Origin of the sequence: Amycolatopsis echigonensis (assembly GCF_014174495.1) — a bacterium.
GTDB classification, from domain to species: Bacteria; Actinomycetota; Actinomycetes; order Mycobacteriales; family Pseudonocardiaceae; genus Amycolatopsis; species Amycolatopsis echigonensis.
On record NZ_JACJHR010000012.1, the window covers coordinates 60,705 to 75,479 of the forward strand.

Sequence of the window (14,775 nt, forward strand, 5' to 3'; positions counted from 1 at the left end):
CCGACCTACTGTGCGTTCTCGCGCCGGATCAGCACCGCGACGGTATGGCCGGGCGAGTGCCGGGCCCGCCATGCCGTCACCTCGACCCGCCAACCGTTCTCGCCTAAGAACACGAAATCCTCGAACGCTTCCTCGTGGAGCTGATACGGCTCGGCAACGTAAATCCACTCACCCGTACGAGAATCAGTCAGCCGGTAGGTGTGATCGCACCACGCTGCCAGCCGTGCGTGCTCAGCCTTCCCGTGGCGCTCCGCCAGAAGCGGGCCCGGACCCTCATTTTCTGGCCAGAGGCGGAACTCTCCGTCTCCGGTGTGGCACGGACACAGGGCGATCAGCCCGACTTCCGGGTCATGGTCTTGGACCGTCGATGGCTTCATAGCCGGGAGCATACCGAGAACTTTGTTGCGAACGACCGCAAATCCGACGGAACGAAAGGAAGTACAGCTCTGCCCCGTCCCGCTGCCCGCGCCGAATTAGGAAAGGTCACCACCACATGGCCAACGCCAACAGCAAACTGCTCACGCTCGCTGAAGTCCTGGAGGAACTTGGTGGAGTAGCTGTCTCGACGTTCTACGACTGGCGCGCGAAGGGTAAAGCGCCCAGGTGCGTCAAGCTGCCGAACGGCGATCTCCGTTTTCGCCGAGCAGATCTTGACCGTTGGATCGAAAGCCGTACGGAAAAGAAGGCTGCCTAATGCCAAGCTCGTACAACGTCAAGGTCTGGAACAACCAGCGGCGAAAGCATCGCAGCGGCAACTACACCTACCGGGCGCGCTGGACGGTGGACGGAAAGGAATTCAACGAGCCTTTCCGAACTTCAGGACTCGCCGATAGCTTCCGATCGGACCTCGTCACCGCTACGCGCAAAGGCGAGCCGTTCGACACGGAGTCGGGCCTGCCGCCATCGATGGTAAAGGAAGCTGCTCTCGCGGTGTCCACGTTCGCGCTGGCGTGCGATTACGCCGACATGATGTGGCCGAACGCCTCACCGAAGTACCGGAAGTCGATAGCGGGATCGCTTACGAAGCTGACAATGGGCGCGTCGAAACGCTCCCTCCCGAGGGACCCGACGTTCCGGCGCACTCTCACGAGTGTGTTCAACGCCAAACTGCGACTTGAGGCTGACCTGGAGGAGGAGATGGACATCGTCTCGAAGCTGCGTGCAGCTGGATACTCCGACGCGGCAGTGGAATGCGGCGCGGAGGCGGAGTCGAACAGTCGTCGGGCATCCGAATTCGCGAAGCCAGAGGTGCTGCGCGCGGTGCTCAACGGATTCGAGCGGAACTTGGACGGCTCGAAGGCGGCCGCCGACACAGTGCGGATCCGCCGCGCCGCTTTCAGAGGGTTCCTTGACTACGCAGTAGAGCGGGGGGTCCTGGACTCGAATCCGCTGGAGGAAGTGAAGGTAAAGAAGCGCACCTACGAACTGAAGGAGGTCGACCCGGCGTCGGTCGTCAACCCAATGCAAGGCCGCATGTTGCTGGCCGCTGTGGCCGAGCGCGATCCGGAGCTGGAGGCGTTCTTCGGCACGATGTACTACGCCGCTCTCCGTCCGGAGGAAGCTGCCAACCTCAACAAGCGCAACCTGTCGATCCCTGCGGAGGGAGCAGGCTGGTTGATCATCGACTCGGCGCGTCCCGAAATCGATGCCGGATGGACGGACTCCGGCGAAGCGTCTGAGGCAGGACCGTTGAAGCATCGGAATGTCGGGTCGAGTCGGTCAGTACCGTGCACTCCGCAGCTGACGGCGTTGCTGCACAAGCACATCGCCCGCTACGGCACCGCACCTGATGGCCGGCTCTTCCGTGGCAGCCGGAACGGCGGGCGGATCAGCAGCACCGTCTACGGCCGAGCGTGGGCAGCAGCCCGGTCATCCGTGTTCACGCCAGAGGTACAAGCCAGGCCGATCGCCAAACGCCCCTATGACCTCCGTCACGCAGCGGTTTCCACCTGGCTGTCCAGCAACGTCGAAGCCACCAAGGTCGCGAAATGGGCAGGGCACAGTCTCGGAGTCCTCATGCGCGTGTACGCGAAGTGCCTGGACGGTGGCGACCAGGCAGCTATGGACCGGATCGAGCGCGGCTACATGAGCTACTGAGCCTGCGTCCGTGATGCGTCCGCAGATCGGCCAAATCAACCGGAGTCAGCCGGAAAGAACCGGAAGAAGCAAGATCACCCCCGTGACGGGTTCGTGCTGGTCACGGGGGTGATTGGGCTGGTGTGGCAGGTGAGGGATTCGAACCCCCGAAGGCTGAGCCGTCTGATTTACAGTCAGATCCCTTTGGCCGCTTGGGTAACCTGCCATGGCCGGGCGAACCGGCCGGGAAGAAGGATACCCAACGGTCCGGACGGCCGGTCAACCGGGATGCCCCGGCGCTACGCTGGGGGTCCCTGACGAGCTGAGACAAGGTGTGAGGACACGTGGCGGATCCCTCTTTCGACGTGGTGAGCAAGGTCGACCGCCAGGAGGTGGACAACGCGCTCAACCAGGCCAGCAAGGAACTGGGCACGCGGTTCGACTTCCGCGGCACCGGAACCGGCATCAGCTGGTCCGGCGAGGAAGCCATCACGATCGAGTCGGAGACCGAAGAGCGCGCCCTCGCGGCGGTGGAGGTCTTCAAGGAGAAGCTGATCAAGCGGAACATCTCGCTGAAGGCCTTCGAAGCCGGCGAGCCCGCGATCTCCGGCAAGACCTACAAGATCAGCGGCAAGATCCTGCAGGGCATCGCGTCGGACAAGGCGAAGCAGATCGCTAAGTTCATCCGCGACGAGGGCCCGAAGGGCGTGCAGGCCCAGATCCAGGGCGACCAGCTGCGGGTGTCGGGCAAGAAGAAGGACCAGCTGCAGGAGGTGATCTCCCTGCTGAAGGGCAAGGACTTCGAGATCGCTCTGCAGTTCACCAACTACCGGTGATCCGCGGGCGCTGCGGGCGCTCCCTGTCCGCAGCGCCTCACCAGGTCGGGAAGGTCCAATCCGCCTCGAACGTTTCCACCGCCACGTAGGTGGGTCTGGCGAGCGGGAACTCCCCGGTGGTCTCGCCGATGTGGTTCACCATCAGATGCGCGTACCCGTCGGCCAGGAGCCAGACTCCGTTCGAGCCCTTCGAACCCGTGGAGAACTCTCCCCGGGCCATGCCCGGGGGCACCGCCAGCACCGCGTCGCCTTGGCCGTTGTGCGGCTTGCCCGGTTCGAGCACTGGCACTCCGCGGTAGTCGGTGATCGCCGCGGTCCCCGAGCCTGGCGGCACCGTCGTTGACGAGCAAGCTTTCCGTGCCGTCCGTGGTCACGGCGATGTGCCCGGTGCACTTCGGACAGTCGAAGGCGGTCGGGTTCGGCTTCCATCGGATACCTGATCGCCCCGACGCCAGACGGCTGCAGTGAGCACGCCGCCGTGAGCGCTACCGCCGTGCAGACAGTGGCTAGACGCCGGGCAGTGCGGCGCATCGTTCCCCTTAGCGTGCCCCGACGGGGCCTCCGGATGATCTTTCGTCACGCTCCGCCCGGTCGTTACCCGGCGGGTGCCCTGAACAGCCCAAGCGATCTCCTCGAAGGGGTGGATTCACGCGGGTGACCAGGCGAAATCGCAGGTGGCGGGGCGACCACGTGGTGTAATCGCCCGTCCGGTCGTGAGAGGAGTTTCTGGATGCGCCGCTGGACTCCCGTGCTTGCCTTCCTCACCTCGCTGGCGGTCCTCGTGACCGCGATCGCGCCCGTCGCGGAGGCCGCCGACAAGAAGCTGCTCGTACCCGGCTTCGGCTCGTACCCGCGGCTGATCCGGCTGGAGTACTCGCCGTTCGGTCGAGGGAACATCATCGCGGCGCTGACCAGCGAGGACGGCAACGGCCGGTTCGCGCCGATCCTCGAAAGCACCGACGAGGGCGCGAGCTTCCACCAGATCAGCGAGATCCGCGACCCGGACGCCAAGTTCGGCCAGTGCTGCGGAACCCTCTACGAACTGCCGCAGCGGGTCGGCCGGATGCGCGCGGGCACGCTGCTGTGGGCGGCGACCTACCGCCAAGACGCGGGTGCGCAGCGCCGGATGGGGATCAAGGTGTGGGCCAGCCGCGACGGCGGCCGCAACTGGCGGTACCTGTCCGAGGCCGCGCTGTCGCACAACCACGACGGCATCTGGGAGCCGGAGTTCACTGTGGACGCCGGCGGTACGCTCTGGCTGCACTACGCCGACGAGACGCAGGCGCCGAAGTACGGCCAGGTGCTCAACCGCGTCGCCTCGACCGACGGGATCACCTGGGGCACCAAGCAGCTCACGATGGCGATCGGGCCGTCCCGGGTCCGTCCGGGCATGCCGATCATCCGCAGGCTGCCCGACGGCCGCTACTGGTTCGGCTACGAGATCTGCAACTACCGCGACCGCTACTGCGATCCGTATTACAAAATCTCCGCCGACGGCGCGAACTGGGGCGATCCTTCCGACCCGGGCACCCGCGTCAACACCGCGAGCGGCAACTACTTCCAGCACGCCCAGACCACCACCCTCTTCCCCGGCGGCCCGAACGGCGTGCGGCTGGTGATGGTCGGCCAGATCTACACGGCCGCCGACGGCACCCCGGTGTCCGGAAACGGCCAGACGCTGCTGGCCAACGACAACTTCGGGGCCGGGAACTGGTACGAACTCCCCGCGCCGGTGCACATCAGCGGCATCTACAACAACTACTGCCCCAACTATTCGTCCACGGTGCTGCCGGTCGACGGCGGGAAGAACGTGCTGGAGATCGCCACCGAGTACGCGCACGGCTGTCAGGCGTTCTTCGGCAAGGGCCCGGCGTTCTGAGTTGAGGGAAGGTTCAGACAGCCTCGAAGCTCACTCGGTACGGTGAACGAACACCACCGCACGTGAGGAGGGGCTGTGAAGGGCATCGTGCTCGCCGGGGGCAGCGGAACCCGTCTGCATCCGATCACGCAGGCCGTGTCGAAGCAGCTGCTTCCGGTCTACGACAAACCGATGATCTACTACCCGATCTCGGTGCTCATGCTGGCCGGGATCCGGGAGATCCTGGTCATCTCGACGCCGTCCGACCTGCCGAACTTCCGCCGCCTGCTCGGCGACGGCAGCCAGTTCGGGCTGTCCTTCTCGTTCGCGGAACAGCCGAGTCCGAACGGTCTCGCCGAGGCGTTCGTGATCGGCGCGGACTTCGTCGGCGACGATTCGGTCGCGCTGGTGCTCGGGGACAACATCTTCTACGGCCAAGGCTTTTCCACGACCCTGCGCACCGCGGCGACCGATCTCGAGGGCTGCGTCCTGTTCGGGTACCAGGTGAAGGACCCGGAGCGCTACGGCGTCGGCGAGATCGACGAGAACGGCAATCTGCTGTCCATTGAGGAAAAGCCCAAGAAACCGCGCTCGAACAACGCGATCACCGGGCTGTACTTCTACGACAACGAGGTCGTCGACATCTCCCGCAGCCTGAAGCCTTCCGCGCGCGGCGAGCTGGAGATCACCGACGTCAACCTCTCCTACCTGCACCGCGACCGGGCCAAGCTGATCGAACTGAGCCGCGGTTTCGCCTGGCTCGACACCGGCACGCACGATTCGCTGCTGGAGGCCGGTCAGTTCGTGCAGGTGCTGGAGCATCGGACCGGGGTGCGGATCGCGTGCCTGGAAGAGGTCGCGCTGAAGATGGGTTTCATCAGCGCGGACGAGTGCTATGCGCTGGGCGCCAAACTGGCCAAGTCGGGTTATGGCGAATACGTGATGAATGTGGCTTCGCTCGCCGGGGCACGGCGCTGAATCCGTAGGTCCACACAGGACTGACGGGAAGGGCTCCTTGAAGGAATCAGATTCCCTCAAGGAGCCCTACCCGGACCGACGGTCAGGCCGCCTGCGGAACCTCCGAAGAAGCCGGCGTCAGAGCCAGCTCCAGCACCTCCCGCACGTTGGCCACCGCGTGCACTTCCAGCTGCGACAGCACTTCGGCCGGCACATCGTCCAGATCCGGCTCGTTCCGCTGCGGGATGATCACCGTCTTCATCCCCGCCCGGTGCGCGGCCAGCAGCTTCTGCTTGACCCCGCCGATCGGCAGCACCCGGCCGGTCAGCGAAACCTCACCGGTCATCGCGACATCGGCCCGGACCACGCGGCCGGACAGCAGCGAAGCCAGTGCGGTCGTCATCGTGATGCCCGCTGACGGACCGTCCTTCGGCACCGCGCCCGCCGGGACGTGCACGTGGATTCCCCGCTCTCGCAGGTCTCCCACCGGCAGTTCCAGCTCCGCACCGTGCGAACGCAGGTACGACAGCGCGATCTGCACCGACTCCTTCATCACGTCACCCAGCTGCCCGGTGAGCTGCAGGCCCGAAGCCCCGCTCTCCGGATCGGCCAGCGACGCCTCGATGTACAGCACGTCCCCGCCCGCGCCGGTGACCGCCAAACCCGTTGCCACGCCTGGCAAAGACGTCCGCTGGGTCGCGGTCGGCAGCGAGGATTCCGGCACGTGCCGCGGGCGGCCGAGGTAGGTTTCCAGGTCCTCGGCGGACACCGTCAGCGGCAGCGAGACCGAGCCCAAAGCCACCTTCGTCGCGATCTTCCGCAGCACCTTCGCGATCGTCCGGTTCGCGTCGCGCACCCCGGCTTCGCGGGTGTACTCGGCGGCGATCCGGCTGAACGCGTCGTCGGTCAGCACTACGTCGCCGGACGCCAGGCCGGCTCGCTCGAGTTCGCGGGGGAGCAGGTGATCCCGCGCGATGGTGACCTTCTCGTGCTCGGTGTAGCCGTCCAGCGTGACCAGTTCCATCCGGTCCAGCAGCGGGCCGGGGATGGTTTCCAGCGCGTTGGCCGTCGCGAGGAAGACCACATCGGACAGATCCAGTTCCACCTCGAGGTAGTGGTCGCGGAATGTGTGGTTCTGTTCCGGGTCCAGCACTTCGAGCAGGGCGGCCGTCGGGTCGCCGCGGTAATCGGCGCCGACCTTGTCGATCTCGTCGAGCAGCACGACCGGGTTCATCGAGCCGGCCTCCTTGATGGCCCGCACGATCCGGCCCGGCAGCGCACCGACGTACGTGCGCCGGTGGCCGCGGATTTCCGCCTCGTCCCGGATGCCGCCCAGCGCGACGCGCACGAACTTCCGGCCCATCGCCTTCGCGACGGACTCGCCCAGCGACGTCTTGCCGACCCCGGGAGGACCGGCGAGCGCGAGCACGGCGCCGGAACGCCGTCCGCCGACCGGGCCGAGGCCCGATTCCGCGCGACGCTTGCGCACGGCCAGGTATTCGATGATCCGTTCCTTGACGTCGTCCAGGCCCGCGTGGTCCGCGTCGAGCACGGCGCGCGCGGCGGCGATGTCGTAGACGTCCTCGGTCCGCTCATTCCACGGCAGCTCCAGCACCGTGTCGAGCCAGGTCCGGATCCAGCCGCCCTCCGGCGACTGCTCGGAGGTCCGCTCCAGTTTGTCGACCTCGGCGAGTGCGGCCTTGCGCACCGCGTCCGGCAGGTCGGCGGCCTCCACGCGGGCGCGGTAGTCGTCGTCGGCCGCGGTGCCGTCGAGTTCGCCCAGTTCCTTGCGGATCGCTTCGAGCTGGCGGCGCAGCAGGAATTCCTTCTGCTGCTTCTCCATGCCGTCCGCGACGTCCTTGCGGATGGTCTCGGTGACCTCCAGCTCGGCCAGGTACTCCCGGCTCCACTCGAGGGCCTTCTCCAGCCGGACGCTGACGTCGAGCGCGCTCAGCAGCTCCAGCTTCTGGTCCGTGGACAGGTACGGCGCGTTGCCGGCCAGGTCGGCGATCGCGGACGGCTCCTCGACCTGCTGGACGGCGTCGATCATCTGCCAGCCGCCGCGCTGCTGCAGCACGGAGATGACCACGGCCTTGTACTCCGAGGCGAGCTGTGCGGTGCGGTCGTCGGAGGCTTCCTCCGCGGCGTCGGCGTGCACCCAGCGGGCCGCGCCGGGTCCGTCGGCGATCCGGCCGACGACGGCGCGCGCGGTGCCGCGCAGCAGCACGGCGGACTTGCCGCCCGGAACGCGGCCGATCCGTTCGACGGTCGCGACGGTGCCCAGTTCGGCGTACTCGCCGTGCACGCGCGGGACGATCAGGACTTCGGCCTTGCTCGCCGCGCCCGAGCGGATCCCGGGGAACGACGCGGTCGCGGGGGTCTTGGCTTGTGCGGACTCCACTGCGGCCCGGGTCTCTGCGTCGCCGAGGTCGAGCGGGACCACCATGCCCGGCAGCACGACGTCGTCATCGAGCGGGAGGACGGGCAGGAGGCGGGGGTCGGACATGTGCACTCCTCGAATAGTTGAGTCTGAGGTGCTCAACTCTCCGAAGGGCGGGTTTGTTTCCCAGGGAGTGTTCGCTGGGAGAGAAGTCAGGGTTTGCGCGCGACCGCACCCCACGCGAACGGCCGGACCTCCGCCGCGAACGCGCGCACTTCGGCGGCCCGCTCCGGCGGAGCGTCGTCCCGGCAGGTGGCGACGTCCACGCCTCGCGGCGCGTCCGGCGCGGTCATGGCTTGCGCGCCACCCCGCACCAGGCGAACGGGCGAGCCTCCGCCTCTACCGCGTTCAGCTCGCGTTCCGGCCGCCAGTCCGGCAGATGCGTGATCCCCGGCTCCAGCAGCGGCCAGCCGCCGAAGAACGGCTCGATCTCTTCCCGGTCGCGCAGCCACACCGGGTTGCTCGTCTTGCGGTACTGCTCGACGAACCAGCGCAGGCCTTCCAGCGCCGGACCGCTGCCGTCGCCCTCGCTCATCTGCGAGATCGCCAGCCAGCTGCCGGACACGAGCTTGTCGCGGTAGGCGCGCACGATGGCGTCCGGATCGTCGTCCGGGCCGACGAAATGCAGCACCGCCATCAGCATCACGCACACCGGCTTGTCGAAGTCGATCAGCTCGCGAGTGCGCGGGTCGTTCAGCACGGCCCGGGGATCGCGCATGTCCGCCTGCACGATCCCGGCCCAGTCGGTGGCCGCCTCGTCCTCGAGGATCAGCGTCGCGTGCGCCACGGCCACCGGTTCGTAGTCGACGTAAACCACGGTGGCCTGGTCGTCGTCGCCGAGCGCGGCCTCGACCACCTCGTGCACGTTGCCCGCGGTCGGCACGCCGGAGCCGAGGTCGAGGAACTGACGGATGCCCGCGTCCAGCGCGGCGCGCACCACGCGGTTCATGAACTCGCGGTTCTGCTTCGCGCCGGGCCGGGCGAGCGACCACATCTTTTCGACCTTGCGGCCGAATTCCCGGTCCACGGCCCAGTTCTGCGTGCCGCCCAGGTACCAGTCGTAGACCCGCGCGGCCGAGGGTTTCTCGACATCGACGCCTTCCGGCGCTTTCGGTGCGGCGTCGGGCTTTTCGGTCACTGGGACTCCCCTCGGATGGCCTGGCGAACGCCAGACTAGCGAGAACGCACGGCGGGCCGACGCTGCCAGCCGGTCCACAGCGGCCGATAGCCCTGCGCGTACCAGAACGGCGTCGACCGAGGGTTCGCCACGGCGTGGTGCAGCAGCACGACATCCGCCCCCGCCTCGTCGAAGACCTGGTGCGCGTGCGCGGCCAGCGCGGTGCCGACACCGGACGACCGAGCCGCCTCGGAAACCGCCAGCGACGACAGGTAACCCACGCGGGAAGCGGCGACCCGGTGCCGGATCCAGCCGGTCTCGTCGGGCATCTGCAGCACGACCATGCCGAGCGGCCGGCCGTACAGCTCCGCGATCCACACCTGCGGTTCGGGCCGTTCGAGGTGATGCAGCAGTTCCTTGGTGATCAGTTCCTCGACGCCGGGACGGAGCGTGATCCGGCCGAACTGCGCGTCGTACCGCTGCAATTCGAGCTGCAGCGTGACCGCGGTGGAAAGGTCGTCCGGAGTCGCGTGCCGGATGCAGACGCCCGGCGTCGTGTCGGGTCCGGCGGCCATCCGCTGTGCCGGACGGACCGCGAGCACGCCGACCGGGGCGAAGCCGTGCCGGAGGAGTTCGGTGGCCCCGGCGGTGTCGCGGCTGGGCCGCGAGAGCACCGCGGCGCACTCCGTATCCCCCACTTGGGCGAGGGACCGCAGGTGTTCATCCCATCGAGTGAGCAGGGCGTCGAGTCCGGCAGCCGGGTCAGGACCGGCGAGCTGCACCTCCAGCCGGTGTTCGACGAGCGCCCGCCACATCGAGCGCGGGCTGTCCGGGCCGAGTCCGGTGCAGGTGCTCAGCCCGGCCGCGGTGGTGTCGCCGACCTCGGCGGAAAGCAGGACGGAATCCCCGCCGACCTCGAAGGGGAGTGGCGCGGGAAGCAGCGCGTCCACCGTGGCGATGCGCGCCGCATGGCCGGTGGCTGTCACGTCGTTGTGCATACCGCCATTGTCCGCCGATCGGGTCGGAAAAGACCCCCAGAACACTCCCCGGCAGGCGGGTTCCGGGGTGAACCGGGAGTTTCACTCCTTGGTCCACGCAGGTCAGAGAAGAACGCCCATTGTTAACCCTGGGGTGATCTCCTACTGTCTCGAAAGGGACGTCGGTACGCCCTACGGGGTAAGGTGGCGCCCTCGCCCACACCTGACGTCACGGACGAGCGCGACCGGGCAGCCGGGAAGGAAGGTCGGATGCCGGACAGCAACGCCCATCCCGGTACCGCGCCGGAGGCGATGGGCTCGGGAGGTGCTGGCTCCGCACCGGCCGAAGGCCGCTCGGACGAGAGCCGCTTCCGTATTTACACCTTCTTCGTCCTGGGTCTCGGCCTGCTCGCGGCCTTCGCCGTCGGCGCCTGGCTGCCGTTCCACGGCTCGGCGAAGCTCTGGTGGATCGGCCCGGTGCTCGCGGTCGCCTTCCTGCTCGCCGAGCAGCTCGGCATCAACGTCGACGTGCGCAGCGGCATCTCGTGGACGATCTCGTTCACTGAGATTCCGCTGGTAATCGGTTTCTTCGTCGCCCCGTTCGAAGTCGTGCTCGCCGCGCATCTCGTGGCGGGCATCGGCACGCTGCTGGCCCGCAAGGTCGCCGGCCGCGTCCTCTACAACGCGGGCGCGTTCCTGCTCGAAATCACCGGCGCGTTCGCCGTCGCCGGGGTCGTGCACCTGGCCATGGGCGGCGGGCCGACCATTCCGTGGGTCGCCGCGCTCGCCGGGACGCTCACCGCGCCGCTGGTCAGCACGCTGCTCGCGCTGGCCGCCGTGCGCGTGCTGCGCCGCCGGATGCGGGTGAGCACCGCGATCCGGCTGACCGGCCGCATCCTCGTGGTCGGTTTCGTCAACGCTTCGGTCGGTCTCACCGGCTACCTCGTCATCGCGAGCACCCCGCAGGCCTGGCCGCTGGTGCTGGCGGTGTTCCTCGGCCTGACCGCGCTGTACTGGGCTTACTCCGATCTGCTCCGCGAACAGCGGGACATGGAGGCGCTGTCGGACGTCAGCCTGATGGTCGCGCGGTCCGGGCAGCAGGCCGCGGCTCGTCCGGCCAGCCGCGGCGAGGAGCTGGTAGGCGGCGTCGACGTGCGCGAATGGGCCACGATCGCCGAGCGGATCAAGGACCAGCTGTCCGCCGGACGCGTCGTGCTCCGGCTGCGGCTGGAGCCCGACGATCCGATGCGCGTCGTGGTCGCGGGCAACGAACTGCCGCCCGCCGACCCGGCCAACGACGATCCGCTGCTGCGCCTGCCCGGCGCGCACGTCCGGCACTTCCGCATCACCGAGGCCAACCCGGACGTCCGCGCGGCGCTGCTCGAGCGCAGTGCGCAGGAAGCGCTCGTGGTGCCGCTGCGCAGCGCGAACCGGCTGCTCGGCGTCGTCGAAGCGCACGACCGGCTGTCGCGCTGGCGGGGCTTCGGCAAGTACGACGTCCAGCTGCTCGGCACGATGGCCAGCCACCTCGCGACGTCGCTCGACAACCGGCGGCTGCTCGCCACGCTCCGCCACGACGCCTACCACGACCCGCTCACCGGGCACCTGAACCGGCCCGGATTCCAGCAGGTCTCGCGGGACCCGCTGCGCGAATCGGCGGAGGTCGTGGTGCTGCGGATCGACCTCGACGTCTTCTCCACGGTCAGCGACGCGCTCGGGTACTCGTGGGCGGACCGGATGGTCGTCGCCGCGGGCACGCGCATCCGCGGCGCGCTCGGCCCGGACGTCCCGCTCGCCCGGCTCGAAGGCGCGTCCTTCGCCGCGCTGCTCGTGGACTGCACGGTCGACGACGCGCATCGCGCGGCCGAGCGGCTCCGCGTGCAGCTCTCCGAGCCGTATCCGGTGGACCGGCTCTCGGTCGAGGCCAACGCGATGATCGGCTACGCCAGCTCGGTGGACGACGCCGGCGAGGTCGACGTCGACGGCCTGCTGCAGCGCGCGGACGTCGCCGTACGCGCCACCCGCGGCGGCGAGGAAGTGCGCGGCTACGTGCCGAGCATGGGACAGATCTTCCTGCGCCGGTTCCAGATGGTCACGCAGTTCCGGCAGTCGCTCGAGGACGGCCACGTCTCCGTGCACTACCAGCCGAAGGTGACGCTGCCGAACCGCCAGGTCCAAGGCGTCGAGGCGCTCGTGCGCTGGGTCCACCCGGAGTTCGGCAGGCTCGGCCCGGACGAGTTCGTGCCCGCGATCGAGGCGGCCGGCCTGATCGGCGTGCTGACGTCGTTCGTGCTGGAACAATCGCTGAAGCGCGTGCGCAAATGGCTCGACGAGGGCCTGCGGATCTCCGCGGCGGTCAACCTGTCGGTGCGGAACCTGTCCGACGACGACTTCCCGGCGAAGGTCCAGCGCGAACTGGAACGCTTCGACGTGCCGCCGGAACTGCTGACCTTCGAACTGACCGAGTCCGGCGTGATGTCCGACCCGCAGAAGGCGCTGCCGATCCTGCGCGAACTGCACTCGCTCGGCATCGTGCTCGCGGTGGACGACTTCGGCACCGGCTACTCGTCGCTCGCGTACCTGCGCCAGCTGCCGGTCGACCAGGTCAAGATCGACAAGAGCTTCGTGCTCGGCATGGGAACCGATCTCGGCGACCTCGCGGTGGTGCGGTCGATCGTCGAGCTCGGCCACTCGCTGGGCCTGACGGTGGTCGCGGAAGGGGTCGAGGAGGACGTGGCGCGCGATCAGCTCGAGGCGATGGGATGTGACGTCGCCCAGGGCTACCTGATCTCGCGGCCGCTGCCGGAGGACCGCCTGGAGGCGTGGCTGCAGGCCCGCACGGCACGTTCGCCGGGACGCCACTCGGAGACCGTGCTGACCCTCCTGACCTGAGGTTTTGCGGTTAACCGACCCCGGTTGCACGGGTCGCCCAGGCGGGTTGCTAATCTTTCCCAGTCCTCGCGAGAGGCAAGGCCCCTTTAGCTCAGTCGGCAGAGCGTCTCCATGGTAAGGAGAAGGTCTACGGTTCGATTCCGTAAAGGGGCTCGCGAGTCCGCGAGCTATGTCCGCAAAAAACGCGGACCTGGCTCGCTTCGCGGCGTCCATCTGGGGGTCGAACCCCCAGACCCCCGCCAGGGGGCGAGCCCCCTGGACCCCCGGCCGGGTCGAGTTCGGCTTGGCGGGTTGCAGTGGGGTGGGTGTCTGAGTGGGGCGGTGTAGCTCAGTTGGCAGAGCAAGCGGCTCATAATCGCTGTGTCGCCGGTTCAAGTCCGGCCACCGCTACGCGGTAACGACGGGGCTGGCCCCCGGATCTGAGAGAGAAGGAAACGCTGTGGCTGCCACCGACGTGCGACCCAAGATCACGCTGGCGTGCGAGGAGTGCAAGCACCGCAACTACATCACCAAGAAGAACCGGCGCAACAACCCGGATCGCCTGGAGATGAAGAAGTTCTGCCCGAACTGCGGTACGCACCGGACTCACAAAGAGACCCGCTGACGCAGGCGGTCTTTTACCAGCTTCGCAAGAGCCGCCCCGGCCCACGCCGGGGCGGCTTTTCGCTGTCTACTGACCGGTTCAGGCACCCGCGCGGGGCGACGCCGGTGTTCGGTTAGCCTCTTCGCGTGCCTTTGGACCAGTCGTTCACCGGGCGGGAATACCCGTCGGACAGCAAGTACTTCGTGAGCCGGGAAAAAATCCGCGAGTTCGCCGACGCCATCGAGGACCCGAACCCGGTCTACCGGGACCCGGAGGCGGCCCGCGCCGCCGGCCACCCCGACGTGCTCGCGCCGCCCACCTTCCTCACCATCCTCAACCTGCCGAAAATCAACGGCATCGTGACCGACCCCGCGCTCGGCCTCGACTACTCCCGGATGGTCCACGGCGACCAGGGCTTCCGCTACGAACGCCCGGTCCACGCCGGCGACGAACTGGAAATCTCCGCCAAGATCGAGTCGATCATGGCGCGGGCAGGCAACGACTTCATCAACCTCCGCGCCGAAATCACCGACGCGGACGGCAAACTCGTGTGCACGACGCGGGCGCAGCTCGTGGTTCGGGGGGCGGAAGCGTGAACGTCGGCGACGAACTGCCTCCGCTGGAGGTCCGCATCACCCGCGCGCAACTGATCCGCTACGCCGGAGCCTCGCTCGACTTCAACCCGATCCACTGGAACGAGAACTTCGCGACCAAGGTCGGCCTCCCGGACGTGATCGCGCACGGCATGCTCACCATGGCCGTGTCCGGCCGCATCGTCACCGACTGGCTCGGCGACCCGGCCCGCCTCGTGGACTTCAGCACGCGCTTCACCCGCCCGGTCGTGGTGCCCGACACCGACGAGGGCGCCCTGGTCGAGGTGACCGGCAAGGTCGGCGCCCTGACCGACGAGGGACTCGCCCGGATCGACCTCACGGTGAAGTTCGAGGGCAAAACCGTGCTGGGCAAACCGCAGGCCCTCGTCCGCCCCTGAAGCCCGGCTCGGCCTTCTGGTCCGGCAAAGGTCCGTGAAGGACCCCTC

At 68.0% G+C, this 14,775-nt stretch carries 15 protein-coding genes and 3 tRNA genes; 11 read left to right on the forward strand and 7 right to left on the reverse strand.

Features of this window, described 5'->3' with window-relative positions; translation table 11 throughout:
- Positions 1 to 5: 5 nt before the first annotated feature.
- Positions 6 to 377 carry a hypothetical protein gene (locus H5411_RS11095; protein WP_101436058.1) on the reverse strand — a complete coding sequence of 124 codons (372 nt, stop codon included), beginning with the start codon at positions 375 to 377 and terminating at the stop codon, positions 6 to 8.
- Positions 378 to 493: 116 nt separating this feature from the next.
- On the opposite strand from H5411_RS11095, the gene H5411_RS11100 reads away from it, so the two are divergent.
- Both H5411_RS11100 and H5411_RS11105 read left to right on the forward strand, forming a co-directional pair.
- Positions 494 to 694 carry a helix-turn-helix transcriptional regulator gene (locus tag H5411_RS11100; protein WP_101436057.1) on the forward strand — a complete coding sequence of 67 codons (201 nt, stop codon included), beginning with the start codon at positions 494 to 496 and terminating at the stop codon, positions 692 to 694.
- On the forward strand, positions 694 to 2,097 hold the full coding sequence (locus tag H5411_RS11105) for a tyrosine-type recombinase/integrase (RefSeq protein WP_101436056.1): 1,404 nt from the start codon (positions 694 to 696) through the stop codon (positions 2,095 to 2,097). Before H5411_RS11100 ends, H5411_RS11105 begins: the two co-directional genes overlap by 1 nt.
- A gap of 123 nt (positions 2,098 to 2,220) precedes the next feature.
- Here H5411_RS11105 and H5411_RS11110 read toward each other — a convergent pair.
- A tRNA-Tyr gene (locus tag H5411_RS11110) sits at positions 2,221 to 2,302 on the reverse strand.
- 118 nt (positions 2,303 to 2,420) lie between these two features.
- Between H5411_RS11110 and H5411_RS11115 the strand changes: the two genes are divergently transcribed.
- The gene (locus H5411_RS11115) at positions 2,421 to 2,912 is read left to right on the forward strand and encodes a YajQ family cyclic di-GMP-binding protein (protein WP_101436055.1); all 492 of its coding nucleotides are present in this window, start codon (positions 2,421 to 2,423) and stop codon (positions 2,910 to 2,912) included.
- A 37-nt stretch (positions 2,913 to 2,949) separates the two neighbouring features.
- Here H5411_RS11115 and H5411_RS11120 read toward each other — a convergent pair whose 3' ends face one another.
- Positions 2,950 to 3,246: a hypothetical protein gene (locus tag H5411_RS11120; RefSeq protein ID WP_183123717.1), complete on the reverse strand. Its 297-nt coding sequence runs from the start codon at positions 3,244 to 3,246 to the stop codon at positions 2,950 to 2,952.
- A gap of 396 nt (positions 3,247 to 3,642) precedes the next feature.
- On the opposite strand from H5411_RS11120, the gene H5411_RS11125 reads away from it, so the two are divergent.
- Both H5411_RS11125 and rfbA read left to right on the forward strand, forming a co-directional pair.
- Positions 3,643 to 4,791, forward strand: coding sequence for a sialidase family protein (locus H5411_RS11125; protein WP_183123718.1), 1,149 nt, complete (start codon positions 3,643 to 3,645; stop codon positions 4,789 to 4,791).
- 75 nt (positions 4,792 to 4,866) lie between these two features.
- The gene (rfbA, locus tag H5411_RS11130) at positions 4,867 to 5,748 is read left to right on the forward strand and encodes a glucose-1-phosphate thymidylyltransferase RfbA (RefSeq protein WP_101436052.1); all 882 of its coding nucleotides are present in this window, start codon (positions 4,867 to 4,869) and stop codon (positions 5,746 to 5,748) included.
- A gap of 82 nt (positions 5,749 to 5,830) precedes the next feature.
- Here the strand turns inward: rfbA and lon are convergent, their stop codons facing one another.
- The 4 genes from lon to H5411_RS11150 all read right to left on the reverse strand — a co-directional run bounded on the left by lon (position 5,831) and on the right by H5411_RS11150 (position 10,282).
- Positions 5,831 to 8,233 (reverse strand): endopeptidase La, encoded by a 2,403-nt coding sequence (gene lon / locus H5411_RS11135; RefSeq protein ID WP_101436051.1) that lies wholly within the window; start codon positions 8,231 to 8,233, stop codon positions 5,831 to 5,833.
- 86 nt (positions 8,234 to 8,319) lie between these two features.
- Positions 8,320 to 8,460: a hypothetical protein gene (locus H5411_RS11140; RefSeq protein ID WP_158242468.1), complete on the reverse strand. Its 141-nt coding sequence runs from the start codon at positions 8,458 to 8,460 to the stop codon at positions 8,320 to 8,322.
- On the reverse strand, positions 8,457 to 9,305 hold the full coding sequence (locus H5411_RS11145) for an SAM-dependent methyltransferase (protein WP_101436050.1): 849 nt from the start codon (positions 9,303 to 9,305) through the stop codon (positions 8,457 to 8,459). The genes H5411_RS11140 and H5411_RS11145 overlap by 4 nt, the downstream gene beginning before the upstream one ends.
- Before the next feature lie 35 nt (positions 9,306 to 9,340).
- Positions 9,341 to 10,282, reverse strand: a complete 942-nt coding sequence (locus H5411_RS11150; RefSeq protein WP_183123719.1) for a GNAT family N-acetyltransferase — start codon at positions 10,280 to 10,282, stop codon at positions 9,341 to 9,343.
- 249 nt (positions 10,283 to 10,531) lie between these two features.
- Between H5411_RS11150 and H5411_RS11155 the strand changes: the two genes are divergently transcribed.
- The 6 genes from H5411_RS11155 to H5411_RS11180 all read left to right on the forward strand — a co-directional run bounded on the left by H5411_RS11155 (position 10,532) and on the right by H5411_RS11180 (position 14,727).
- Positions 10,532 to 13,153, forward strand: a complete 2,622-nt coding sequence (locus H5411_RS11155; protein WP_101436048.1) for a putative bifunctional diguanylate cyclase/phosphodiesterase — start codon at positions 10,532 to 10,534, stop codon at positions 13,151 to 13,153.
- 80 nt (positions 13,154 to 13,233) lie between these two features.
- Positions 13,234 to 13,306 (forward strand) — tRNA-Thr (locus H5411_RS11160).
- Positions 13,307 to 13,470: 164 nt separating this feature from the next.
- Positions 13,471 to 13,543: transfer RNA gene (locus H5411_RS11165), tRNA-Met, on the forward strand.
- A 49-nt stretch (positions 13,544 to 13,592) separates the two neighbouring features.
- Positions 13,593 to 13,757, forward strand: coding sequence for a 50S ribosomal protein L33 (rpmG, locus tag H5411_RS11170; RefSeq protein ID WP_005152047.1), 165 nt, complete (start codon positions 13,593 to 13,595; stop codon positions 13,755 to 13,757).
- Between the two features lie 125 nt (positions 13,758 to 13,882).
- On the forward strand, positions 13,883 to 14,332 hold the full coding sequence (locus tag H5411_RS11175) for a MaoC family dehydratase N-terminal domain-containing protein (RefSeq protein ID WP_167441911.1): 450 nt from the start codon (positions 13,883 to 13,885) through the stop codon (positions 14,330 to 14,332).
- On the forward strand, positions 14,329 to 14,727 hold the full coding sequence (locus tag H5411_RS11180; protein ID WP_167441910.1) for a MaoC family dehydratase: 399 nt from the start codon (positions 14,329 to 14,331) through the stop codon (positions 14,725 to 14,727). Before H5411_RS11175 ends, H5411_RS11180 begins: the two co-directional genes overlap by 4 nt.
- Positions 14,728 to 14,775 lie beyond the last annotated feature (48 nt).